The sequence below is a fragment of the Nocardia sp. NPDC004582 genome, assembly GCF_053602115.1.
The window spans coordinates 1-23156 of record NZ_JBSGCY010000020.1; the positions used below are offsets into that span (position 1 = coordinate 1).

Below are 23156 nucleotides of genomic sequence, written 5' to 3' on the forward strand. Positions count from 1 at the left end.
GGGAAGTCGGCGCCCGAGAGTGGTTCGTCCACCGCGTTGTTCAGGCACACGTCGATGGGCACCGCGTTCCTGCGCTGCCCCGAGGCGGGCACCGCGCCGGTGGTGCGCACGGCGATCGTCGCCGACACCCCGACCATGCTGACCCGCGCCTTCACCGGTCGCCGGGCACGCGGCCTGCGGAATCGATTCCTGGTGGAGCATCAGGACGCTCCGGTCGCCTACCCCGAGATCCATTACGCCACCGGGCCTTTGCGGGCGGCGGCACGAACCGAGGGCAATGCCGACGCGGTGAATATCTGGGCAGGTCAGGCGCATGCGCTGACGCCGGAGCTACCGGCGGGCGAGTTGGTGCGGACCCTGACCGCGGACGCGAAAAAGGCTCTGGAACGGGCACTTTCGTCGCGAATCCAGACTTATTGACAACGGATTCCATCTACAATCGGCTGACACCTTCCGCCATCCCATGAGGAGAGCGTTATGTCACTCGACGTACCCACCGCACTACTCGAGCGCGCCGAACGCGGTGAAGTCAGCGACGCAGAGTTCGTCGAATGCGTCCGTAACTCGCTGCCCTACGCCTACGAGGTCGTCAGCCGGGTGGCCGACGATCTGCGTTCCGGCACGGCGGAATACGCCGACAACACCATCGCGCCGCCGGACGAGACGGCCCGGGGTCAGCTGCTGCGGGCCATGGCCTCCGATGCCATTCGGGGCGGCCTGGAACGCCATTTCGGCATCAAGCTCGCCTTCCAGAACTGCCACCGGGTCGCGGCCTTCCCGCTCGCCTCGGTCGGCGGCGACACCTACTCCACCTTCATCTCCACCCGCGCCCAGCTGCTCAACCAGAGCCCGGAACTGCGCAACTGCTGAGCGCCCCACGCCGATTCGGCGCGACCGTGACCCGGTCGCGCCGTTTCCGCGCTATCCCCGCGCCCGAAACCGGCGCACCTCGAGCACCGTCACCCAGATCGACCCCGCGAACGGCGCGACGAAGATCAGGTACGCGATCAGCGTCTCCAGCCATCCGTCGAACCCTTCGGAGAACGTCACCGCCAGCACCCCGACGCTCATGATCCCGAAGAACAGCACCCCCAGCCCCAGCACCGCCCACCACACCGGCTGCCACGGCCGAATCCCCCGCCGCCGCACCGGCTTCGCCACCGCCCCGGCATAACCGGCGGCATACGGCGCCCCGAACCCCACCGCACCGGTCATCGGCTGCTCAACCCGCCCACCCGGCTGCCCCGCCAAGCCCGCCGCGATCCCACCCGGCAGCGGCGCAGCGCCCGAACCCATCACGCCCGACAGCGGCGTCGCACTCCCACCCATCAGACCGGGCAGTCGCGTAGCGCCCGAACCCATGACGCCGGACGATGGCGCAGCGCCCGAACCCATGACACCCGGCGCCGGTGTAGCGCCCGCACCCATGACGCCGGGCGGTGGCGTTGCGCCCGAGCTTATTCCGGGCGACTTGCCGCCACCCATGCCCATGCCGGTCTGCGGAATTGCCCCACCGGCGGCGAGCCGACTGGGCAGTGGAGTCGTGCCCGAGCCGATCCGGCTCGGCGGCGGTGTCGCACCGGGGTTCATCCGGCTCGGCGGAGGTGTTGCGCCCGAAGGGGTTCTGGTCTGCGGCGCGGGTGTCGGCCCGGCGGCCGAGCGGCCATAGGACGCCTGGCCCGGCCCGGGGCCTGGCGTCGAGCTAGGGCCTGGGGCTGAACTCGGGCCCGAACCCGAGCCTGGGCTCGACCCGAAATTCACCGGTCCAGGGGGCGGGGTGTACGGCCCGTACTGGCCCGCGGGGGTGGGAGTGTGGCCCGGGAATCCGTCCGCGCCATCCCATTTCGCGGTGGGCTCGGCCCGGCGGTGCGGGGCCTGACGTGGGGCCGGTGCGGATTCCAGGGCGGTGCGGGCGGCGGCGGCCAGCGCGCCCGCGGAGGGGAAGCGGTGGTCGGGGTCCTTGGCCATACCGCGTGCGATGACGGTGTCGAGGGTGGCGGGGACCGCGGGGTTGCGGTCGGCGGCGCGGGGCGGGTCGTTGGTGAGGTGGGCGGCCATCTGCTGAACGGGGTCGGTGTGGGCGAAAGGTTTCGCGCCGGTGAGGGTTTCGTACAGCAGGCAGGCGAGGGAGTAGACGTCGGAGCGCAGGTCCTCGGTGCCGGAGTAGCGTTCGGGGGCCATGTAGGCCCAGGTGCCCACGGCCACTCCGGTGCAGGTGATGGTGGCCTGGCCGACGCCGCGGGCGATGCCGAAGTCGATGAGGTAGGCGAAGCCGTTGGGCAGGGTGAGCACGTTGGAGGGCTTCACATCCCGGTGCACCAGTCCGGCCTTGTGCGCGATGTCGAGGGCCTCGGCGATCTGCGAGACCAGGTCCACGGCCCGGGCGGGCGGCAGCGCACCCGTATCGCGCAGGGTCTTACCCAGGTCGGAGCCTTCGATCAGCTCCATATCGATGTATAGCCGTCCGTCGAGTTCGCCGAAGGCGTGGATGGGCACCACGTGCGGCCCGCGTAGTCGGGCGGCCAGGCGAGCCTCGCGTTCGAAGCGCCGCCGGTAGTCCTCGTCGGCGGCGAGTTCGGCGGGGAGCAGCTTGAGGGCGACTTCGCGTTCCAGGCGGGTGTCCTCGGCCAGCCACACCTGGCCCATGCCGCCGCGCCCGAGCAGCTCGACGAGCCGATAGTGGCCGAGATTGCCTGCCCCCGGCACCTGCCCTCCCCTATATCGACCGCGTACTGCGATGCTCAGCATACGGCGCGGTCCGCCCGAAGGGCAGGTGCCGGATGCGCCTGCGGCTCAGACCTCCTGGAGTTTGCGCTTGAGCACCTTGCCGGTGGGGTTGCGGGGCAGTTCGGCGAGGAACACCACTTCGCGCGGCACCTTGTACCGGGCCAGGTTGTCCTTCACGAATTCCTTGACCTGGGGCTCGGTGAACGACTGGCCGTCGTGGACGACGACGAAAGCCTTGAGCCGCGCGCCGAATTGGTCGTCGGCGACTCCGATGACGGCCGCCTCCCGCACCGCGGGATGGGTGTAGAGCAGTTCCTCGACCTCGGCCGGGAAGACGTTCTCGCCGCCGGACACGATCATGTCGTCGTCGCGGCCGTCGATGAAAAGCCGTCCGGCGGCGTCGAAGTGGCCGACGTCGCCGGAGGACATCAGCCCTCGGATGACTTCCTTGTGGCCGCCGCCCGTGTACCCCTCGAACTGGATGGTGTTGCCGACGAAGATGCGTCCGGTCGCACCGTTCGGCACCGTGCGCCCCCGCTCGTCGAGGATCTCCACCCGCGCCCCCAGCACCGGTTTGCCCACGCACCCGGGCTCATCCGCGAGATCGGCGGGCGTGGCGATGGTGGCGTAGGCGACCTCGGTGGATCCGTACAGGTTGTAGACGACCGGTCCGAACGCCGCCGTCACCTCCCGGCACAGTTGCGCGCCGAGCTGGGATCCCGCCACGAACACGATGCGCAGCGCGGACAGGTCGTGCCCGGTCAGTGCCCGCCCACCCAGATCCATCATGCGCGACAACATGACCGGCACCACGATCAGCGTGGTGGCCTGGTGGCGGGCCATGGAGTCGATGGCGGTCTGCGGGTCGAAGCGGCGGCGGATCACCAGCGTGGAGCCGAAGCCGAGGCTCAGCATGGCCATGGCGAAGCCGAGGGTGTGGAACATGGGGGCGCAGCATTCGGTCACCTCGTTCACCCGGAACGGGACCTTGGACAGCAGACCGCCCAGGGACAGCAGCGATTTCGGTTCCGCGCGAGGCGCGCCCTTGGGGGTGCCGGTGGTGCCGCTGGTGAGCAGGATGATCTTGGGTTCGGCGCCGGGCGCGGGCGGCGCGTCGGGTGAGCCGGTGGCGATGAGGTGTTCGAGGCTGTCCTCGCGCGGCTGCTCGGTCCAGGCCCGGTAGCTGCCGCGGGTGGGGTGCACTTCGCCGAGCAGGTCGGCGTACTCGTCGTCGTAGACGAGCAGGTCGGTGCCCTCGCGGGTGGCGACGTCGCGGATCTGCGGGGCCGCGAAATCGGTGTTGAGCAGGATGATCCGGGCCCCGCATTTGGCGGCGGCGAAGATGGCGTCGAGCAGGCCGCGGTGATTGCGGGCCAGTACGGCCACGCCCTCACGGGGTTTGAGCCCGCGGGCGCGCCAGGCGTTGGCGAGCCGGTTGGAGCGGTCCTCGAGTTCGGCGAAGGTGAGTTCGCCCAGTTCGTCGATGACGGCGGTGCGGCCGCCGTAGCGCGCCGCGGACAGCCGCAGCCCGGCGGCGAGGGTGCCGTAGCGCAGCATGGCGGTGGCGGCGGCCAGCAGTACCGCCGGGGATTCCACTCGCGCCAATCCGGCTTCCATGGCCAGGCGCGCGGATTCCGCCTCCAGGTAGGCCCGCTCCCCCACCAACTTGATCAGCCCGAATGTCATGCCTGATCACCCTGTTTCGATTCCACCCCGGACCTCCTCGTCCACCCCTGCGGATTGCGGGCATCTGCCCTCAAACTAACCGTACGGACCCGGGGCCGCGACCGGAACTGCCTATCATGGCGACCGTGACAGATCCGTTGTCGGCGAATCGGCGGAACTGGGATGCGCGCGCGGGCATCCACGCCGCCAGCCGTTTCTACCGTGATCACGATGCGAGCTACTGGTTCGCGCCCTTCGAATGGGATGTCCTGGGCGAGGTGACCGGCCTGGACGTCGCCCATCTGCAATGCCATCTGGGCACGGAGACAATCGAATTCGCGCGCCGGGGCGCTCGCGCGGTGGGCCTGGACTTCTCGCCGGAGTCGGTCCGGCACGCCCGGGAATTGGCCGGGGACGCCGTCGAATACGTGTGCGCCGACGTGTACGACGCGCGAGAGGCGCTGGGCGAGAAGAGTTTCGACATCGTCTACACCGGCAAAGGCGCGCTCTGCTACCTGCCGGACCTGACCCGCTGGGCTCGGGTGGTCGCGGATCTGCTGCGGCCCGGCGGCCTGTTCTACCTGGTGGAATTCCATCCGTTGCTGCATGCGCTGGGTCCCACGCCGCCGCCGGAGATCGACCCGAGTCAGCTGGTGCTGCACGACGACTATCTGGCCGGGCGCGGCGCGCAACGCCGCGACAGCACCCACACCTACACCGACGGCCCGGACCTCACCACCGGCACCACCGCCTACGAATGGCGGCACGGTCTCGGCGAGGTGGTCACCGCCCTGCTCGACGCGGGCCTGCGGATCACCGGCCTGACCGAGACCGACACCCTGCCGTGGCCGCGCTGGCCGCAGATGGTGCCGACCGAGACCGGCTGGTGGCGGCTGCCGCCCGCGGATCCGATCGTCCCGGTGCTGTACGGATTGTCCGCGGTCAGGGATAAATAGCCGCAAGCTATTGACTGGCGATCCCCACGGCGAGACACTGGAGTTCACACCGGAACACCGGGGCGAGCCATAGTGTCTGACGAGACGTCGAAAGACATGGGTGGCATGTTCGAGGAATCCGGCCAGGCCCCCGGCAAGCCAGTCGGATGGAGAGTGGTCAGCGACGACTGATACTCCGAATTCGGTGGAGACTACCGGGGACTGATCTGTGTATGGGGGAATCCGAGCCGGTCAGAGCACCGATTTCGAGCCGCGTCCCGGGTGGGGACGCGGCTCGAGCCGTTTTCTCGCTACCGCGATCAGGACAGCGTGACGACCGTCAGCGCGCCCTCGGCGTGCTGGGCGCGCAGCCGCTTCTTGTCGAATTTGCCGACACTGGTCTTGGGCACCTCCGTGATGAAGGTCCAGTGCTCGGGCAGCTGCCACTTGGCGAACTTCGGCGCGATGAAGTCGCGCAGCTCTTCGGGTTTGGCCGCGGTGCCGTCGGCCAGCACGATGGCGACCAGCGGGCGCTCGTCCCACTTCTCGTCCGGGATGCCGATGACGGCGGCCTCGGCCACGGCCGGGTGGCCCATGACCGCGTTCTCCAGGTCCACCGAGGAGATCCACTCACCGCCGGACTTGATGACGTCCTTGGAGCGGTCCACCAGCGTGAGGTAGCCGTTGGGGCTGATCTTGCCGACGTCGCCGGTGCGCAGCCAGCCGTCGTGGAACTTGTCCGGGTCCACCTCGCCGCCGGACGGCGAGTAGTAGGCGCCGGTGATCCACGGGCCGCGAACCTCCAACTCGCCCAGGGATTCTCCGTCGTTGGGCAGCACCGAGCCGTCGTCGGCGACCAGGCGGGCCTGCACGCCGGCCGGGAAGCGGCCCTGGGTGTAGCGGTAGCTCCAGGCCTCGTCACCCTCGGCGCCGGCGGGCGGGTGGGCGACCGAACCCAGCGGGGAGGTCTCGGTCATGCCCCAGGCGTGCAGCAGCTTGACGCCGTGCCGCTCCTGGAAGGCCTGCATCATCGACGGCGGGACGGCCGCGCCGCCGACCACGCAGGTGCGCAGGTGCGAGATGTCCTGCGGCTGCGCCTGCAGCCCGGCCAGCACGCCACCCCAGATGGTGGGGACCGCGGCGGCGAAGGTGGGCTTGGCGACGGCCATCATCTCCAGCAGCGGGGCGGGCTGCAGGAAGCGGTCGGGCATGAGCACATTGGCGCCGGACATCATGGCGGCGTACGGGATGCCCCAGGCGTTCGCGTGGAACAGCGGCACGATGGCGAGCACGGTGTCGGAGGCGTCGAAGCCCATGCCGTTGGGCGAGATCACCTGCATGGCGTGCAGCCAGTTGGAGCGGTGCGAGTAGACGACGCCCTTGGGGTCGCCGGTGGTGCCGGAGGTGTAGCACATGCCGGCCGCGGACCGCTCGTCGATGACCGGGAAGTCGTAGCTGTCGGACTGGGCGTCGAGCAGCTCGCGGTAGGAGTGCACGGTGACGCCCTCGGGAGCCTGCAGCGCGGCCGCGTCGCCATTGGCGACGATCACGTGGCGGACCGTCTTCAGGTTCGGGAGGTACTGGGCGAACATCGGCAGCAGCGAGCCGTCGACGATCACGACCTGGTCCTCGGCATGGTTGGCCACGAAGACCAGCTGCTCGGGGAACAGGCGGATGTTCAGGGCGTGCAGCACCGCGCCCATCGCGGGGACGGCGATGTAGGCGACCATGTGCTCGTTGTTGTTCCACATGAAGGTGCCGACCCGGTCTCCGACGCCGACGCCCAGGTCACGCAGGGCGTTGGCGAGCCGGGCCGCGTCCTGGCCGACCTCACGATAGGTCTGGGTGCGTAAGCCGTCGCCGGTCCAGGTGGAGACATGACTGTCGCCCTGGAAGGTGGAGGCGTAGCGCAGCAGTGTCGCCAGTGACAGCTGCTCGTCCTGCATGGTGCTCAACATTTCCCAACCGCTCCTTGCATGTACCTACGAGTGACGTGAACTGAGTCACTTGCGGCGAGCCTAGCCGAATTCGGACATGAGCTGCGAGGAAGTCGTCCCGGGTCGGGGGACGAGGTCTCGGGCTGCGGACGACGAACCCCACCCTCGTCGTCCGCAGCCCGTTGCCGACCCGCCGCCGCCCAACACGACGACCAGCCGGCTCCGCGGTCCTGATCAGCGACTCGGCGCGCTGACGACGCCCCCTGCGGCGGCGCAGAATAGCCAATCACTAACCAGGACAAGCAAATTGGAGCAAAGACTTCCGTGAATATAGGTAGTGCGGCACGGGGCTGTCCAGTCGGGGACAGCGTCGCAGGTCAGACGGCGCTCACTGGCCCGGACAGTGGGCGGTGAGACCGACTTTCGGGCAACCGCCGGCATCCGAACCTCGGGTCACCGCCGGGGGTGGCCGAAAATACCGATTCACTGACCGGCGATGTCTGCATGACCAGCGGTAATGCGCTCTACCGTTGCCGGTATGCAGCGAGAGCCGTCCATTCTGATCATCGGTGCCGGATTCGCCGGACTGGGTATGGCGCTGGAATTGCAGCGCCACGGCCTGACCAACTTCTCCATTCTGGAGAAGGCCGCCGACCTCGGCGGGGTCTGGCGGGAGAACACCTATCCGGGTGCGGCCTGCGATGTGCCGTCGCCGCTGTACTCGTGGTCGTTCGAGCCGAAATCGGATTGGCCGCGGCGGTTCTCGCAGCAGGCCGATATCCACGCGTACATGCGTGCGGTCGCCGAGAAGCATGACCTGCCGGCCAAGATCGAGTTCGGGGCCGAGGTGGTGGACGCCGAGTTCGACGAGTCGAGCGCGATGTGGCGGGTCCGCACCGCCGACGGGGTCACCCGCCTGGCGGATGTGCTGATTCCCGCGGTCGGGCAGTTGTCCCGGCCCGCCATGCCGAATCTGCCCGGCATCGATTCCTTCACGGGCGCGGCGTTCCATTCGGCCGAATGGGATCATTCGGTGGATCTGACCGGTAAGCGGGTGGCGTGTATCGGCACGGGAGCCAGTGCCATTCAATACATTCCGGCGATCCAGCCGAAGGTCGCCCAGCTGACCCTGTTCCAGCGTTCGGCCGCGTGGGTGCTGCCGAAGTTCGATGTCGAATACACCCGGCTGCATCACGCGCTGTTCGAGTACGTGCCGGGCGCGCGCCTGGCCGAGCGTTTCGCGATCTGGACGTTCTTCGAGGTGATGGCGTTGGCGCTCACCGATATTCCGGCGATCAAGACCCCGGTGATCGCGATCGCCGACCGGCACCGCGCCAAGCAGGTCCCCGACGCGGCGCTGCGCGCCAAGCTGACCCCCGATTACGCGGCGGGCTGCAAGCGCGGCCTGTTCTCCAACGAGTACTTCCCCGCCCTGTCGCAGCCCAATGTGACGGTCGAGACGGCCGCCATCGAAGCGGTGACCCCCAACGGAATTCGCACCGCCGACGGCGTCGAGCATCCGGTCGACGTGATCGTCTACGGCACCGGTTTCAAGGGCACCGAGTTCCTGGCCCCCATGCACATCTACGGCCTGCACGGCCGCAAACTGGCCGACGAGTGGTCCCCCGAGGGCGCCCGCGCCTTCCTGGGCATGTCGGTCCCCGGTTTCCCGAACCTGTTCCTCATGTACGGCCCCAACACCAATGTCGGTTCCGGCTCCATCATCTACATGCTGGAATCCCAGTCCCGCTACATCCGCCAGGCCATCACCTACCTGTCCCGCCGCCCCGGCCGCTACCTCGCCGCCACCCCCGAGGCAGAACAATCCTGGGACGACTGGCTGCAGCGCCGCCTGAAGGACACCCCCTGGAACTTCTGCTCCAGCTGGTACCGCAACGCCTCCGGCCGCATCACCAACAACTGGCCCGGAGCCACCCTGCTCTACCGTTGGAAAACAACCAGATTCACCCCCAAGGCCTACCTCGAATCCGAAGCCTCCCGCCGCTGACCCAGCGGATGCGACCCCCAAGCCCCCAACCAGGTAGACTGCCGACGACCCGGCCACGCTCGGGCCGTCAGCCCTCGTAGCTCAGGGGATAGAGCACCGCTCTCCTAAAGCGGGTGTCGCAGGTTCGAATCCTGCCGAGGGCACACCATCAGCGCCGGACATGACCACATCCCCGGCCGAGCACCTACTCTGAACACGAGCACCCCGCCGGTTAGGTCCCGGCGGGGCGTTCGTCCGTCAGGCGGCGATCAGCCCGCGATGCGATGCGACGCCGGCCTTCGAGCGGATCTTACTTCCGTCACCGGCCGCGGCCGCCGCGTCCCGGCAGTAGTCGCCCAACACTCCCGTTCCAACCGCGCCCTGATCGCGCCCACACTGTTCTCCGGCGGCACCCGCGGCGGCCAGAGCGCGACCCGGAACAGTACGCCGCCAGGGACCAGAAACGCCAGCATCCAACCCCGGAACAGGGCGATCTCGTGATGGACCAGATAGGTGATCACTTCTCCAGTTCCCTTCATTCTGATTCTTTTGGGCCACAGTTGATTTCATGGACTCCCGGAAGATCCGCGTCGATGACGGTCACGCCGAGGGGTTCGAGGGCCGAAACGTCAGCCGCCAGTTCGCGCAGCTGTGCCAGATACTCATCCATCGGCACAGGCCACGCCTACGTCTCCATCGCGGGCGAGCTCGCACACCGAATTCGAACGGGGACACTGCCACCTGGATCTCAGCTGCCCAGCCTCGCTGAGATGGCCGCCGACAACGGCGTTTCAGACATAGTCATCCGCAGGGCGATCAAGCTCCTGCTGAGCCAAGGCCTGGTCCGCACGATAGAGCGCCGCGGGACCTTCGTTGCGGATCGACCGAATCTGATCCGGGTCTCACCCGAGCGGCAAATGGAAAGTCCCGAAGCAACTTTCGGTCATGAGTCTGATCACGCGGTTCGAATCGAACGCGACTCACAGCGCATACCCGTTCCCGCCACAATCGCGGAGGCGCTGGGCCTCACCAATGGCGAGGAGATCACCCACGTCGCCACCCGCACCAGCGAGAACGGTAAACCGATCTCGATCTCCGATTCCTACCAACCCTTGGGCATCCACGGCACGACGACCGCGGCGTTCCTGGAGGAAACGGTCGCCGACCGACTACCGACACCAACCCATGCCACATGGCTTGGTACGCCCGCAGGCGAGTTGGTCAAGACGGTCCATCAGCGCTTCATGGACCCTGACGGCCGAGTGATCATGATCTCCGATGTGTCGTATCCGCTCAACCGGTACGACGCATTCGTATTCCGCATGGCGCTCACAGGTGACGAGTCCTGACGGCGACTATCGGCGCACCCACCCCTGGGCGACATCGGACAGATTCCACCATGAAACATATTGTGGTGAAGTAGATTTAATCTCCCAGTCTTCCGACAAGGCATCGAAAAAGGCGTCATCACCAGTCTTGCCGCCTTTCGGCTCACCGATGAAGATCAGCCGCTGACCTCCGTGCGCCGCGAACCTCGCAAGGGCCTCGGAGGCCATCGGGTTCCCCCATCCGGGCGGCCAGCACATCAGTAACGTGTGATCGGCGTTCCCCGCGGTCCGTGCCGAGTACTGCTCCAGGTCGCCGACACTGTGCCAGATATCGCGCTGACCGGCGGCGCCAGGGAACGAGATGTTGTCGGTAATGTCCGGTGGTTCCGAGTCGAAGGCGTCTACCTTAACCCCCGCATGCTCCAGCTGCGCGGCCCAATACCCGCGTCCCGCACCGAGTTCCACTACCGGACCGGCTTCACAGAACTCCCGGATCCACGCAACCGTTTCCGGCGAGGGAATGGCATACGCGTATGCGGCCTGGAGGATTGTCTGCGCGAACGCGAGCCGAGCGCTCCCGGACGGTTTCCCGCCGTCAACGACCCATCGCCCATCTCGCTCCGAGACTGCAGACTCCACGATGTCCCAGTAGGGATTTCCACTCGAAGACGCGCCGCCCGTCATGTAGTGCACGAACTTCAGGTCGAACGCCGCGTCGGCTTGCTGATCACCCGTACCCGGCAGCATCGGAGCCGTCTCCAGATACTCCGCGACCTTTGGATACCGAGCACGCAATCGCTGCTCGTCACCGAGTAGAGCGGCGAGCTCACTCCGCCGCTCCGGGGTCAGCGTGAGATCAGCCATACCCCAATTCTGCCCTTTAACTGATCGATCTCGGCCCCCTTCAACAGGATCGGACAGCTCTAGCGATCAGCGGCATGACAGCCCATTCCAATCTCATCGCCGAGTGGCACACCCTGGAGGGGTTTTGTCCAGTTTCACCTCCACCATGTGCCACTCGGCAACTGCGGACGTTTCGGGCATGCGAACGTCGTGGGATGATGTCGCGGTGTTGGGCTTCGGCTGCAACGTGTCGGAAGCTTCGAGGTGCCTGCCACGCGGCAATAGAGTGTGTTTGACGAGCCGGGCTACGGTTCGCGAACACCACTGACTGTCAATTGTTTCCGGTGATGGTCATAGTGCTGCCCCGGGTACCGGTAGAGCTCCGCAAGCGACATGGACCCATGGAAGTACGGATCCCAGCGACTCGGGTAGTGCATCTCGCGCATGAACCTCGTGGCATCCTCCCGCCGCAGGGAACGCTGCAACGAAGCCACGACCCGATCCATCTTCGCGCCCATCCTGCGCCGGTTGTACACACGCGCCGCGAGTCGAGAGCCATAGAAGTTGATCACATCGAACGGGCCAGTCACCGCGTTCAGGAATCGTGCGTTCGCCCGGCTCGCACCCTCAGGCAGACGACCGAATATCCGCACGAGGATCAGGAGCTTCTGAACAATCATGTAGCCGAAGACCATATGGAACAGCAGCTCTTCGTTGGTCCAGCGGGTGCCGTTCGTGGGGGCGGTCCAGTCGTCGGCACCGGTGGTGTCGAGCAGATGGTGAAAATCGGCTCTCGCCCGCTCTAGGTCTGCGGCAAGATCCTCGCGGTCGACGTTCGGTTGTGACATGTCTGCACCTCGATTCGAGCGCCACAACACGCTCATACGACGATGGTCTCGCACGTACGCCCGGAGTCAAGGCACCAGGCGGAATGCCCCACATTCGGCAGTAGCGGACGTTCTGCAGCGCACCGGGTTCCGAGGGGGGACGATGACCGGCAAGCCTGTGACGACGCTGTACGACTATCAACTCGCGATGCTCCACCCGATGTGCACAAGCGCACCGGCACGAGCTGCCGACTTGCTCGATCGCATCGGCGCAACGCGTATCGACACCGCGATTTCCGAGAAACGATGGTTCTACGGCCACGCCACCAACAATTTCTGCTCGATAGCCGAATACGTAGCAGCTTGGGGCACACCGGATTCGAGTAGAGTCGAACGCAACGGCGATCGCGAGACCCGCTATGCGGGATGGGATCTGCCGTTCTGGCCCGGTCTGCAGCTCGAGCTGATGGAGTTGTCTGCCCACGTACGTCCGTTCAAGAATCTGGTTCGCAGCCACGGCTCCCCGCGCCCGCCGCGGGCAGTGGTCGCCGACCTGACACCCTGGTCGTGCACCGTCGGCGAGTTTCATGACGGGACCCTCGGGCCGACCGACGTCGTCGATGGATTCGGCAGCGTTGGGTATCTCGCCGCCTTTCAAGGACTCGATCCCGCATCAGGGGCCGATCGCATCTTTTGGGCGCACTTCGACCATGGTCTGTTGCAGTACATCGAGCCGGCGCCGGAGACATACGTCTGGGAGCCGACGCTGAACGTCTGAAATCACGCGCGCAGGAAGGCAGGAGAGGATGTTCGGGGCGCGGGATCAGGGTTTCTCCGGATGTCCGCGGTGGTAGCGCCTGCATAGGGTGTTGGGGTTGTTCCGGCATCGATGAGGTATGGGTGCGTGGTGCCGGTCGGGTGATGGGAAGGGGAGCGATGACATCGCAGGCAGGGACCGCTGCGCGTACTTATGTGGTTACCGGTTCGGCATCGGGAATCGGTGCGGCGACTGCCGCATTGCTCCGCGAACGTGGTGCCAGGGTGATCGGATGCGATCTCGACAACGCTGAGGTTCGGGCCGATCTGTCCACGCCTGGCGGTCGTCTCTCCCTTGTGGATCAGGTGAGTGAGTTGGGGCCGATCGATGCGGTGCTGGCGATCGCGGGTGGCGGCCGGACCGGCATGCTGGAAACGAACTATTTCGGCGCTGTCGCGACATTGGAGGGCCTTCGTCCGTTGCTGGCGCGAAGTCCCGCGCCGCGGGCGGTGGCCGTGTCGTCGACATCGTCGCTGGCACCCGCCGACGAGCGAATCATGCGGGCATGCCTCGAAGGCGACGAGGCTGCCGCGGTCGCGTATCTGGCCGATGATCCGGTGGCCGGTGGCGCGACCGCCGGGTACGGGACTGCCAAGCGTGCGTTGAACCGCTGGGTGCGAAATGTCGCTCCGACCGCCGAGTGGGCCGGAGCTGGCATAGCGCTCAATGTGGTTGCCTCGGGGGTGGTCGATACTCCTGCGGCACAGTGGATCTTCGCTGATGACAATGTGCGCAAGGCAGTCGAAACGGCTGCGCCACAACCTTTCGGCGGATTCCCGGGCCGTCCGGAATGGATCGCCGAACTCATCTGCTGGCTCGCCGGGGAGGCCAACCGTTTCGTCACCGGTCAGGTCATCTTCGCCGACGGTGGATCGGAAGCCGCGGCGCTCGGCGACCACCACTGGCGGTAGTCCAGACCCGCCGCCCCTGGCCCGCGGTCCGCCCGGCCTCGGATCGGCACGGCCCGTTGATCTTCCGATGCCCCCGCGCTGGCCGGATCGGTCAGCGCGGCAAGTTTTGTACAGCAATGGCTCCCAGGCGCCATGGCTGGTCAATACTGGCTCTTGACATGACAGCCGGCGCTTTCCGCGCTGCCGGTGTTGGCGTCGTTGACGGCGGCGGAGGAGCCGCCGGCGCTGCTGCCGGTTAGATGGCCTATCACCAGATTCCCCACCGTGTAGTCAGGGCTGAGATCGGCCGACTGCTGGCTGGTGATCGTGCCGCTTGCGCTCTTCTGCATCGCGACGACGTGGAGCGGTGTCATGCGGCAATCCAAGGTGAGGTTGAGGTGGATGCCGTAGTTGTCCTGCCGCGGTAAGAACGGACTCCCTGCGAGCGCGGTACCGTTGACCGTGATCCATACCGGAGTCAAATCCGTAACGTGCATACCGATCTCCGACGCCTCACATGGTTCGTAGGTCCCGTAGCTGCGAACGCATGCGACCGTGAGGTTGGTGATATCGGCAGAGGCCGGTGCCGCGCCGAGCCCCACGCTGGCAACGGCTGCGGTCGCCGCGATGCAGAATGTGGTGCGGGCCAATGGTTTCGGCTTCATCGCTGTTGGATCTCCCTGCTCGCCCCGGGGAAGGTCGCGGGACAGCAGGAATCTAAGCCACCGAATCAGGATTTGAAACGAAATCACTTCACCAATTCTGGGGTCTTGATATGCAAACCCCCCGTACACGGCCCGCCCGCGCGTACTCGCAGCACGTCCTCAACTCGGCAATATAGGGGCGTTCCGGACCGCACCAGGTTGCCGCCGCCGGTCGAAACATCGATGGTCGACTACGGAACACGCTTCGACGCATGGCCGTGACCTGGAAGCACGTCCACATCTAACCCCAGAAGACGCACGAAATCGGCATGCGCCTGTTCGGTCCTGGCTATCGAAGCCGATGCCGCCCGACCGTCGAGTTCGGTAGGGCCGGAAGTACGTCGGTGGGTGCGTCCAGCGCGACGTGCAGGCGGGTGAAGAAGGCGTCGATGCTGTCGTAGCGAGTGAGAACCTCTCCGAGTAGCCGGTGACCGGCTGTCGCTTCGATCGTGTCGCTCACTTCTGTCCCCTCTCGGAAGTACTGCCGCGGGTGTGGACTGGCGTTGCCCGGCATTCTGCACGCTGCCCGCGCCCGCGGGGGCAGCTTCTTCACAGCTACCTATGACTTTTTGTGCCGAGTGCACTCTCGATCCGTGTCAGCGGGCGAGGAAGCGACCTGCCCGGACCTCGGCAGCCAGTACGGTCCGGCTAAGGGTGAGTTGATCGGGGACACACGGCGGTGCTCGGGTTCGGTTACTCCGCCGCGACCGTTTCGCCTCACCCGCCGGGTGGATCGCGCAGACTCCCGATCCACCCGGCCCCCGCCTCGCCATGAAAGACTGGCAGAAACTGCCCGCCAGAAGCGATTTGTGCACGAATAGGCCCATCACACCTCAGCGGACGGGCTCCACGAGCATGGGCGCGATCGGGGTACCGGCGGGATCGAACAAGTCCCGACCGCACGAGTCGCACTCGCCCTGACCAGGCTTCGCTTCCATCTCGGGTAGCTGCCACACGTTCATGCCACCGCAGGGGCAGTCGATGATGTACAGCAGCTCGGAAGAAGGCCGATCCAGACCCCACGCCTGACTCGACGCCGTCGTGCGACGCATGACGCCGATTCGATACGTGTCGTCGCCGGACCGCAGTTCGCCAAGCGCCAACCCCGCACTCGCCAGGGCTTCATCCACCGCGCGCAGGATCGCCGGCACGTGTTCGCCACGCCCGAGGTCAGCCCCGGCCGCTTCCCTGGCCGCGGACTCGACGGCGGCGACAACCGCGCGGTTCTTCTCGAAGGCCGCCACCCGACCTGCCACGAACTGCGCTATCTGTCCGGTCCGTTCCGCACCGGACCAGTCGACCGGAAAGAGAACCCCCTCCTGGATCAAGGAATCCACATCGAGTAGGAGCCCCTGCTCGGCTGCCGTGAGAAAACACGCCATATCGCTCACACCGCCAGCATACGAACGAGCATCCGACGGCTACGCAATGTCGCGCCTCGCCCGCTGGCATGAATCAGTATGTGGATCGGTCATCGCCGCTCGCCGAGGTGTGGGCGCCGAGGGGAGTTCTTAGATTCGTCTGCGGCGTTGCGATGACGCCGCAGATCGATGCAAAGGACTACTTCTCTTGAAGACCAATCGAATCCGTCGGGTGGGCTCGGCAATGGCCGGATTCGCGATCGCTGCGACCGGGTGTGTGATCGGCACGCCCGGCGCGTCCGCGGATATCACGGCTACCACATGGACGCCCGGGGTCGGCGGTGATCCGAACGTGTACACGCTCTCGGCCTCGGTGTCGGACCCGAGTGCGCTGGTCTATTTCTACGACTACCAGTTGGATGGGTCGAACTATTCGTCGTACGTCCTGGTCGGGGGCGGTCCGCAGACCGTCAGCGGCGGCACCGCGCGGGTCACCTACTATCCGGCGACCACGGGCCAGCATTTCATCAATGTCGTGGAGCGGACGGCGACCGGTGAGTACATCACCCAAGGTGGTGGACCCGCGATTCAGGTTGCGGCCCTGCCGAAAACGGCCGCCCCCGCCGTGTGCGAGCCGACCGGCGGCAGTCTGGCCAATGGCGAGTTCACGATTCAGGGTCAGGTGCACCACCCGGGCACCGCCTACACGGTGACATTCACGCTGCCGGCCGACCAGATGTCGTCGTTCTCCGGGTTGCCCGCCTACATCGAGGAGGGCGCGTTCCCGGGCACCATCGTGGGGACGACCACCTTCACCAATGGCGTAGCGACCATTCAGTACACACCCAGGAATGTCGGTGAGGTCGATCTGACCGCCCACGCCGGCTCGCCCGACGGTATCATGGTGGGCCACAAGCAATTCCGAATCGAGCTCAGCAGCGCGCCCACCGGCCCCACCGGCTGCAAGACGCCCGGCAGCTCGGGTAGCGGCACCGGCAGCGCGGACTCCATCCCGGTGATCGGCGGCCTGCTGAAGGCGCTCGGCCTCTGACCAACTTGTTCGGCTGCGAGTCCGAACAATCACCATCTCGGGACTCGCAGTCGGACAACCGCTCTCAGGCCGTCCGAGATCGCGGAAAAGGCTTTGACGGCCGGGGCCGAATGCGGACAGGCTTGCACTGTCCGGGGGGAATTCCTCTGGCGCACTGTTGTTTACCGGCGAGGGCCGGAGATTCGGGGGGATCTGTGAGAAGCGCGATTCGTAGTGTGCTCGCCGCGGTGTCAGTCGGGATCGCGGTAGTCGCGGGGGTGCTGACCGGGGCGGATGCCATGGCCGATGCGCCCGACTGCGCCACGGTGAAGGCGCGGATCGAGACGCACAATGGCGAACGAGATCGGTATGAGGCCGAGGTGGCCGCGCTCAACGCGGCCGGGGGCGGCGAAGCGTGGCAGGTCGCGAAGTACGAATCCTGGAAGGACCGGATCGACGCCGAGGCGGCGGCACTCAATGCCGAGAAGGAATCCTGCTTTCCGACGCAGAAGACGAAGGAGGAGTATGCCGCGCAGGCGAACAACCTCGGCTACACGCAGCGGATTCCGGCTCAGCAAGCACCGTTCAATTCGCACGGCGAGGCCGTGTACTCCAATGGGGACAAGTACATTACGCCCGACAACACCAGCCACAACGTGACGAACGGGTGGAAGATGTTCGACCGCAAGGGCCGCCGCGTCGGAACCTACAACTGGGATCTGTCCACCAAGGTTGGGAAGTGACATGGGGACGTTCGGCATCGAATTCACCGAAGGCGGGTCGCGGCGCGATCTGGCGATGGCGGCGGGATTGATCCGGCTGGGCGGCGACACGGACTACTTCGGGTCGCCGATCGGGTACTGGGACGTGGACGACTACCGCGCCAGTTGGGTGGCGGCGCTGCGGCGGATTCTCGACGGCGAATACGTCTCGTGCCTGGTCGTCTCGATGCCTGATCCGGCGACGGCCAACTTCGTGGAAGTGTGGGCGCTGTATCGGGACGGAGACGTCGTTCACGTCCAGAACCAGCTGATTTTCCTGGCCGACCTCGGGCACGAGTTCGATCCGGCCGAGCCGTGGCGGTCGGTCGTTCCGCGTGCGACAGTGAGCGAGGACGGGGAGCGGATCTCGGAATGGACGGTGCGGATCACCGCCATCGAGGAGTTTCTCGACAGCGGTGATCTTCGGGGGTGAGGGCGGGTCAGGCTGCGCAGCATCCTGTCGGCCGGTCCTACTACGGCGCTGCTGCCCGGGTCCGATTTCGGCGCCTGTCAGATTCCGCGGTCGATCATGTCCAGTAGTTGGGTGGTGAGGTCGTCGAGTTGGCCGGTGTCGAGGAATCGCAGGGGGCCTTCGACGGCCAGGCAGGCCAGGCCGTGCACGGTGGGCCAGGCGAGAAACTCTGCGCCGGGCCGTCTTTCCGGCGCGAGCAGATTTGCTGCCACCAGGCCGTCGAGCGCTTCGCCGAGCAGTTCGATCGCCGAACGCCCGGTGGGTCCGGCGGCGGCGGGTTCGGCGACCGCGGACACATCCTGCTGAGTGCCGAAGGCCATGCGGAACAGGCCGGGCTCGGTCCGGGCGAAGCGCAGGTAGCCCGCGCCGACGGCACGGAAACGCGCACGCGCCGCGACGGCCGGATCCTCGATGTCCGGGAGCGCGTCCTGCTCGGCGAGCATGGCGGCCGCCAGTCGCGCCAGCGCAACGCGAGCGACGGCCTGCACCAGGGCTTCTCGGTCCTTGAAGTGCGTGTAGGCCGCGTTGGGCGCGACACCCGCGCGGCGGGCCGCTTCACGTAACACGATCGCCTCGAGCCCGCCCCCTTCGCGGGCCATCGCCACTCCGGCGTCGATGAGGGCTTCCCGTAGTGCCCCGTGCCGGTAGGTACTTCGCTGCGCTGTTCTGGCGGGGGTGTCGTTCATGCCTACTCCTGACCGAGGGCGGATCAATGTTCTGGACGCCGTTCAGATCATATCTGGACAATGTCCAGAAGTCGTGTGTATCTTCCTTTCTGGACAGCGTCCAGATTCAAGAACCCGTACAGGAGATTCACATGCGCACCCTGATCAGCACGGCTTTCATCTCCCTCGACGGTGTCGTGGAGGCCCCCGGCGGCGAGCCGGGCTACCGCAACTCCGGATGGACCTTCAAGCACGTCGACTTCGTCCCGGAGGCGTTCGAGATCAAAGGACGCGAGCAGCGGGAATCCGCCGCGATGCTGATGGGCCGGACCAGCTACGAGGCGTTCAGCCCCGTATGGCCGGACATGGCCGACTTCGCCGACTACAAGGAGATGCCCAAGTACGTCGTCTCCAGCACTCTCGGCGACGAGGCGCTGGTCCCCGGCTGGGGCCCGACCACGATCCTGCGCTCACTCGACGACGTAGCCGCCCTCAAGCAGACCGAAGGCGGTCCGATCATCGTCCACGGCAGCGCCACGCTGAACCGGAGTCTCTCCGACGCCGGCCTGATCGACCGCTACCACCTGCTCGTCTTCCCACTCCTGCTCGGGGCGGGCAAGCGTCTGTTCTCCACCGCGGACAAGGACGCCCAGAAGCTGCGGCTCGTGGAATCGCAGAGCTACTCCAATGGCTTGCAGCTCAACGTCTTCGACGTCGTCGCCTGACCGCCACCACAACCACGACAGCGTCCGGGCATCACACAGGAGACGAAACATCGGTGCACCGCCAGTAGAGAAGTCGCCCATAGGCCATCGCTCACGCTGGGCGATGGCGGGTTGACGACAGGGCTGGGGTCGACGCAGGATCGATCATGAAATGGGCGATTCATGCTGGTAAGGGTTTTGGGTCCGGTGGTGGTGGAGGCATCGGGCGGGGCGGTGGTGGCGGTTGGGGGGCCGCGGGTGCGGGCGTTACTGGGGTTGCTGGCGCTCGAGGTCGGGCGGGTGGTGCCGGTGGCGCGGCTGGTCGACGGGGTGTGGGGGGAGAATCCGCCGGCGGGGACCGGGAATGCGTTGCAGACCTTGGCGAGTCGGTTGCGCGGGGCGGTGGCGGGGGCGGTGCGCAATGACGGGGGCGGGTATGTGCTCGCGCTCGGCGACGAGGATGTCGATGTGCATCGGTTCGCGCGGGCGGTCGAGGCGGGGCGAGCCCTGCTGGCGGACGGCGAGGCCGAGCGGGCCGCCGCATGCTTCGACACGGGGTTGGAGTTGTGGCGCGGGGAGGCTTTCGTCGACGCCGAGGAATCGGAGGTATTGCGCGCTGCGGCAGTGCGATTGAGCGAACAGCGGCTCGAGGCGGTCGAACTGCGCGCGGACGCCCTGCTGGCGCTGGGGCGCGGCGGCGAGGTGGTCCGCGAGCTGCATGCGGAGGCGGCGGCGCATCCGTTCCGGGAGACGCTGGCCGCGCGGCTGGTGCGGGCGCTGGCGGCGGTCGGGCGGACATCCGAGGCGGTGCGAGAGTTTCAGCGGATCGAGACGCTGGTGCTGGATGAGCTCGGCACCAGGCCCGGCGCGGTGCTGCGCTCGGCGCTGGCCGAGATCCACGCGAATGAACCTCGTGAATCGAGGATCGACGAATCTGCCGAGCGGAGAGCCGGATCGGACCGACCCGGAAGTGAGGCGACGTCCGGGAACGACCGGCCATCGCAGCCGTCCGCGCCACCTCTGCCCAGGCGTTTCACCAGCTTCGTCGGACGCGGCAACGACGTCGACGGAGTGCGACGGGCGCTGCGCGAGGCCCGGCTGGTGACGCTGTCGGGTACCGGGGGCGTCGGCAAGACCCGGCTGGCCGCCGAGACGGTCGCCGCGCACGCCGGGGATTGGGCGGACGGTTACGCGTTCGTCGAGCTCGCCGCCCTCGAGCGGGAACGCGCCGACCGGCCGGCCGTGCACGCGGTCGGCGTCGCGATCGCGAACGCGCTCACCCGGTTCGAGCGCCCCGACGAGTTGTCCACGGAATGGGCCGATGCGCTGGAGCGGTCGCTGTCCGGCCGACGAATGTTGTTGGTGCTCGACAACTGTGAGCATGTCGTGGAGGCGGCCGCGCGACTGATCGACGACCTGTTGCAGCGGCTGCCGCTGCTGCGGGTGCTCACCACGAGCCGCGAGCCGATCGGCGTGGACGGCGAGCGACTGTATCCGGTTCGCGCCTTGGACCTGCCCGACGCCGACTCGCGCAACGAGGCGGTCACCGCGTCGCCCGCGGTCCGGCTGTTCATCGACCGCGCCACCGCGGCGCTCCCGGATTTCACGCTGTCCGAGAGCAATTCCGCGGATATCCAGGCCATCGTGCACAGCCTGGACGGTATGCCCCTGGCCATCGAGCTCGCCGCCGCGCGGCTGCGGACCCTGCCGCTGCGAGACCTCAGCGCGCGCCTCACCGATCGGTTCCGGCTGCTCACCAACAGCACTCGCCACGCCGTCCCGCGCCATCGCACCTTGCACGCGGCGGTCGCCTGGAGCTGGGAGCTGCTCACCGAGGCGGAAGCCGCGGCGGCCCAGCGGTTCTCGATCTTCGCGGGTGGCGCGACCTTGGACGCCATCACCCGGGTGTGCGGTCCGGACGCCATCGACACGGTCACCTCACTGGTGTCGAAGTCGCTGGTGGACTTCGACGGACAGCGCTATCGCATGGCCGAGACCATCCGAGCCTACGCAGCGGCGGAATCGGCCGCCGCCGGCGACGCGGACGAGGTCGCGCGCGTCCATGCCGACTGCTTCCTGGAGTTCGCCGATGCCGCCGCCCACGGATTGCGCACCGCCGCACAACCGGATTGGCTCGCCCGGCTGATCGCCGAACACGGCAATTGCGATGCCGCGCTGCGGTGGGCGATCGACGTCGGCGACGGTGAGCGCGCGGTTCGCCTGTACGCGAATCTCGTCTGGTACTGGCTGCTGCGCGGATTGCACGGCGACATCTCGGCACGCCGTCGAGAGGTCCTCGCCCTGGTCGGCGACACACCGCCGCCGGGGTGCACGGGAGCGTATCTGGCCTGCCGATACGCCGAAGAGCTGCCGGCGTACTTCACCAATATCTGGTGGGGCCAGATCCGGGAGAACACGGGCGAATTCGAGCGGCTGACCCGTGCGGCGCTGACCGAGGAGCGGCCCCCGCACCCGATGTTCGTGCTCATCCTGGCGCTGCGCGACCTGCTCGGCGACGACGATCGCCTGCTGACCGCCAGCACCACCTCCGACGATCCCTGGCTCCGCGGAAACGCGCTGATCGCCAAGGGTTTCGACGAACTCGGCGGCGACCACCCGGCCCGCGCCCTGCCCACTTTGGAGGCGGCGCTGACCTGCCTGTGCACGCACGGTGACGCCCGCTCGCACAGCCGCGCCCTGATCTCGCTGGCCAGCTACCGGACCCGGATGCTCGGCCTGGACACCGCCCGCCCGCTGATCGCGAGCGCGCTGGAACTGCTCAACCCCGACCTGGGCGCGACGGAGCGCATGGGCGTGCTGCTGTTCGCGGCGGAGATGTACCTGGTCGGCGGCGATACCGACAGCGCGGCAAGCTGTCTCGACCAGGCCGAAGCCCTGATCACGCCGCACATGATCCCCGCGCCCGGACGATTCGTGGCGGCGACCCGGGCGCATCTGGCCCACCTGCGCGGTGACAACGACCTCGCGCTGGAACTGTTCCAGCGCATGGCGGAGCACCCGCTCCCGGTCGGCCCGCCGCCCGCGGGCCGCCACGACACCGTCCGCTTCGTGAACCTGGTCTTCGTCAGCACGGCGCACGCGGCGACCCTGGTCGCGGCGGGCCGGCCGGACGACGCGCTGCGCGAACTGGCCGTGCCCCGCGATCTGGCCGCCCAGTCCTCGGCGGCACTGGTGGCCGAGGTCGGCATCGGTTACGCCCTGGCCGCGCTCGCGAAGGAGGCGCCCGGGAAGGCGGCCCGCATCCTCGGCGCCACCGACCGGATCAATCGCCGGGCCGGGGTGATCCGCATCGGCCCGTTCCGGCGGCGGGCACTCGATCAGGCGGAGGCGGCGCTCGGGCCGACGCGCCTGGGCGCGGAGTTCCTGGCGGGCGCTCGACTGCCGGACGAGGCGGTACTCGAACTGCTGCGCACGGTCCGCTGACAGCGGCTGTCAGCGAACGGTACGGGCGGCACTGGAGGCTCGGGACGCGTATCCCACCG

Annotated in this window: 22 protein-coding genes and 1 tRNA gene; 13 read left to right on the top strand and 10 right to left on the bottom strand. The window is 67.3% G+C overall.

The annotated features are described in order from the left end of the window. A partial coding sequence (locus ACWELJ_RS08625) for a nitronate monooxygenase (RefSeq protein ID WP_452365557.1) occupies positions 1-420 on the top strand: 420 nt, incomplete at its 5' end. 57 nt (positions 421-477) lie between these two features. Next, on the top strand, positions 478-870 hold the full coding sequence (locus ACWELJ_RS08630) for an SCO5389 family protein (protein ID WP_357089215.1): 393 nt from the start codon (positions 478-480) through the stop codon (positions 868-870). Between the two features lie 51 nt (positions 871-921). Here ACWELJ_RS08630 and ACWELJ_RS08635 read toward each other — a convergent pair whose 3' ends face one another. Both ACWELJ_RS08635 and ACWELJ_RS08640 read right to left on the bottom strand, forming a co-directional pair. Further along, on the bottom strand, positions 922-2706 hold the full coding sequence (locus ACWELJ_RS08635; protein WP_452365558.1) for a protein kinase domain-containing protein: 1785 nt from the start codon (positions 2704-2706) through the stop codon (positions 922-924). An 87-nt stretch (positions 2707-2793) separates the two neighbouring features. Then, positions 2794-4413, bottom strand: a complete 1620-nt coding sequence (locus ACWELJ_RS08640) for an acyl-CoA synthetase (protein ID WP_452365559.1) — start codon at positions 4411-4413, stop codon at positions 2794-2796. A gap of 116 nt (positions 4414-4529) precedes the next feature. Here ACWELJ_RS08640 and ACWELJ_RS08645 point away from each other — a divergent pair, with 116 nt between their 5' ends. Further along, positions 4530-5348 carry a class I SAM-dependent methyltransferase gene (locus ACWELJ_RS08645; protein ID WP_452365560.1) on the top strand — a complete coding sequence of 273 codons (819 nt, stop codon included), beginning with the start codon at positions 4530-4532 and terminating at the stop codon, positions 5346-5348. Positions 5349-5647: 299 nt separating this feature from the next. On the opposite strand, the gene ACWELJ_RS08650 is transcribed toward ACWELJ_RS08645, so the two are convergent. Then, positions 5648-7285, bottom strand: coding sequence for a long-chain fatty acid--CoA ligase (locus tag ACWELJ_RS08650; protein WP_452365561.1), 1638 nt, complete (start codon positions 7283-7285; stop codon positions 5648-5650). Positions 7286-7802: 517 nt separating this feature from the next. Between ACWELJ_RS08650 and ACWELJ_RS08655 the strand changes: the two genes are divergently transcribed. Beyond that, the gene (locus ACWELJ_RS08655; RefSeq protein WP_452365562.1) at positions 7803-9272 is read left to right on the top strand and encodes a flavin-containing monooxygenase; all 1470 of its coding nucleotides are present in this window, start codon (positions 7803-7805) and stop codon (positions 9270-9272) included. A gap of 70 nt (positions 9273-9342) precedes the next feature. Beyond that, positions 9343-9415, top strand: a tRNA-Arg gene (locus ACWELJ_RS08660). 371 nt (positions 9416-9786) lie between these two features. Here the strand turns inward: ACWELJ_RS08660 and ACWELJ_RS08665 are convergent. After that, positions 9787-9921: a hypothetical protein gene (locus ACWELJ_RS08665; RefSeq protein WP_452365611.1), complete on the bottom strand. Its 135-nt coding sequence runs from the start codon at positions 9919-9921 to the stop codon at positions 9787-9789. A 25-nt stretch (positions 9922-9946) separates the two neighbouring features. Here ACWELJ_RS08665 and ACWELJ_RS08670 point away from each other — a divergent pair, with 25 nt between their 5' ends. Then, positions 9947-10600, top strand: a complete 654-nt coding sequence (locus tag ACWELJ_RS08670; protein ID WP_452365608.1) for a GntR family transcriptional regulator — start codon at positions 9947-9949, stop codon at positions 10598-10600. A 6-nt stretch (positions 10601-10606) separates the two neighbouring features. Here the strand turns inward: ACWELJ_RS08670 and ACWELJ_RS08675 are convergent, their stop codons facing one another. Next, positions 10607-11443, bottom strand: coding sequence for a hypothetical protein (locus ACWELJ_RS08675; protein WP_452365563.1), 837 nt, complete (start codon positions 11441-11443; stop codon positions 10607-10609). A gap of 284 nt (positions 11444-11727) precedes the next feature. Further along, positions 11728-12270, bottom strand: a complete 543-nt coding sequence (locus ACWELJ_RS08680; protein ID WP_452365564.1) for a DinB family protein — start codon at positions 12268-12270, stop codon at positions 11728-11730. Between the two features lie 142 nt (positions 12271-12412). On the opposite strand from ACWELJ_RS08680, the gene ACWELJ_RS08685 reads away from it, so the two are divergent. Both ACWELJ_RS08685 and ACWELJ_RS08690 read left to right on the top strand, forming a co-directional pair. After that, positions 12413-13027, top strand: a complete 615-nt coding sequence (locus ACWELJ_RS08685) for a hypothetical protein (RefSeq protein ID WP_452365565.1) — start codon at positions 12413-12415, stop codon at positions 13025-13027. A 158-nt stretch (positions 13028-13185) separates the two neighbouring features. Then, a complete protein-coding gene (locus tag ACWELJ_RS08690; RefSeq protein WP_452365566.1) occupies positions 13186-13977 on the top strand; it encodes an SDR family oxidoreductase in 792 nt (263 codons plus the stop codon). Between the two features lie 140 nt (positions 13978-14117). Here the strand turns inward: ACWELJ_RS08690 and ACWELJ_RS08695 are convergent, their stop codons facing one another. From ACWELJ_RS08695 to ACWELJ_RS08705, 3 genes are all read right to left on the bottom strand, one after another. Continuing rightward, the gene (locus ACWELJ_RS08695) at positions 14118-14621 is read right to left on the bottom strand and encodes a hypothetical protein (protein WP_452365567.1); all 504 of its coding nucleotides are present in this window, start codon (positions 14619-14621) and stop codon (positions 14118-14120) included. Between the two features lie 328 nt (positions 14622-14949). Next, positions 14950-15120 carry a hypothetical protein gene (locus ACWELJ_RS08700; protein WP_452365568.1) on the bottom strand — a complete coding sequence of 57 codons (171 nt, stop codon included), beginning with the start codon at positions 15118-15120 and terminating at the stop codon, positions 14950-14952. Between the two features lie 373 nt (positions 15121-15493). Next, positions 15494-16042: a DUF6630 family protein gene (locus tag ACWELJ_RS08705; RefSeq protein ID WP_452365609.1), complete on the bottom strand. Its 549-nt coding sequence runs from the start codon at positions 16040-16042 to the stop codon at positions 15494-15496. Positions 16043-16229: 187 nt separating this feature from the next. Between ACWELJ_RS08705 and ACWELJ_RS08710 the strand changes: the two genes are divergently transcribed. From ACWELJ_RS08710 to ACWELJ_RS08720, 3 genes are all read left to right on the top strand, one after another. Further along, the gene (locus ACWELJ_RS08710) at positions 16230-17072 is read left to right on the top strand and encodes a hypothetical protein (protein WP_452365569.1); all 843 of its coding nucleotides are present in this window, start codon (positions 16230-16232) and stop codon (positions 17070-17072) included. Positions 17073-17287: 215 nt separating this feature from the next. Further along, positions 17288-17794, top strand: coding sequence for a hypothetical protein (locus tag ACWELJ_RS08715; RefSeq protein ID WP_452365570.1), 507 nt, complete (start codon positions 17288-17290; stop codon positions 17792-17794). 1 nt (position 17795) lies between these two features. Continuing rightward, positions 17796-18245, top strand: a complete 450-nt coding sequence (locus ACWELJ_RS08720; protein WP_452365571.1) for a hypothetical protein — start codon at positions 17796-17798, stop codon at positions 18243-18245. A gap of 77 nt (positions 18246-18322) precedes the next feature. On the opposite strand, the gene ACWELJ_RS08725 is transcribed toward ACWELJ_RS08720, so the two are convergent. Next, positions 18323-18970 (bottom strand): WHG domain-containing protein, encoded by a 648-nt coding sequence (locus ACWELJ_RS08725; protein ID WP_452365572.1) that lies wholly within the window; start codon positions 18968-18970, stop codon positions 18323-18325. 131 nt (positions 18971-19101) lie between these two features. Between ACWELJ_RS08725 and ACWELJ_RS08730 the strand changes: the two genes are divergently transcribed. Beyond that, positions 19102-19674, top strand: coding sequence for a dihydrofolate reductase family protein (locus ACWELJ_RS08730; RefSeq protein WP_452365573.1), 573 nt, complete (start codon positions 19102-19104; stop codon positions 19672-19674). A gap of 162 nt (positions 19675-19836) precedes the next feature. Then, a complete protein-coding gene (locus tag ACWELJ_RS08735) occupies positions 19837-23097 on the top strand; it encodes an AfsR/SARP family transcriptional regulator (RefSeq protein ID WP_452365574.1) in 3261 nt (1086 codons plus the stop codon). Positions 23098-23156: the final 59 nt, after the last annotated feature.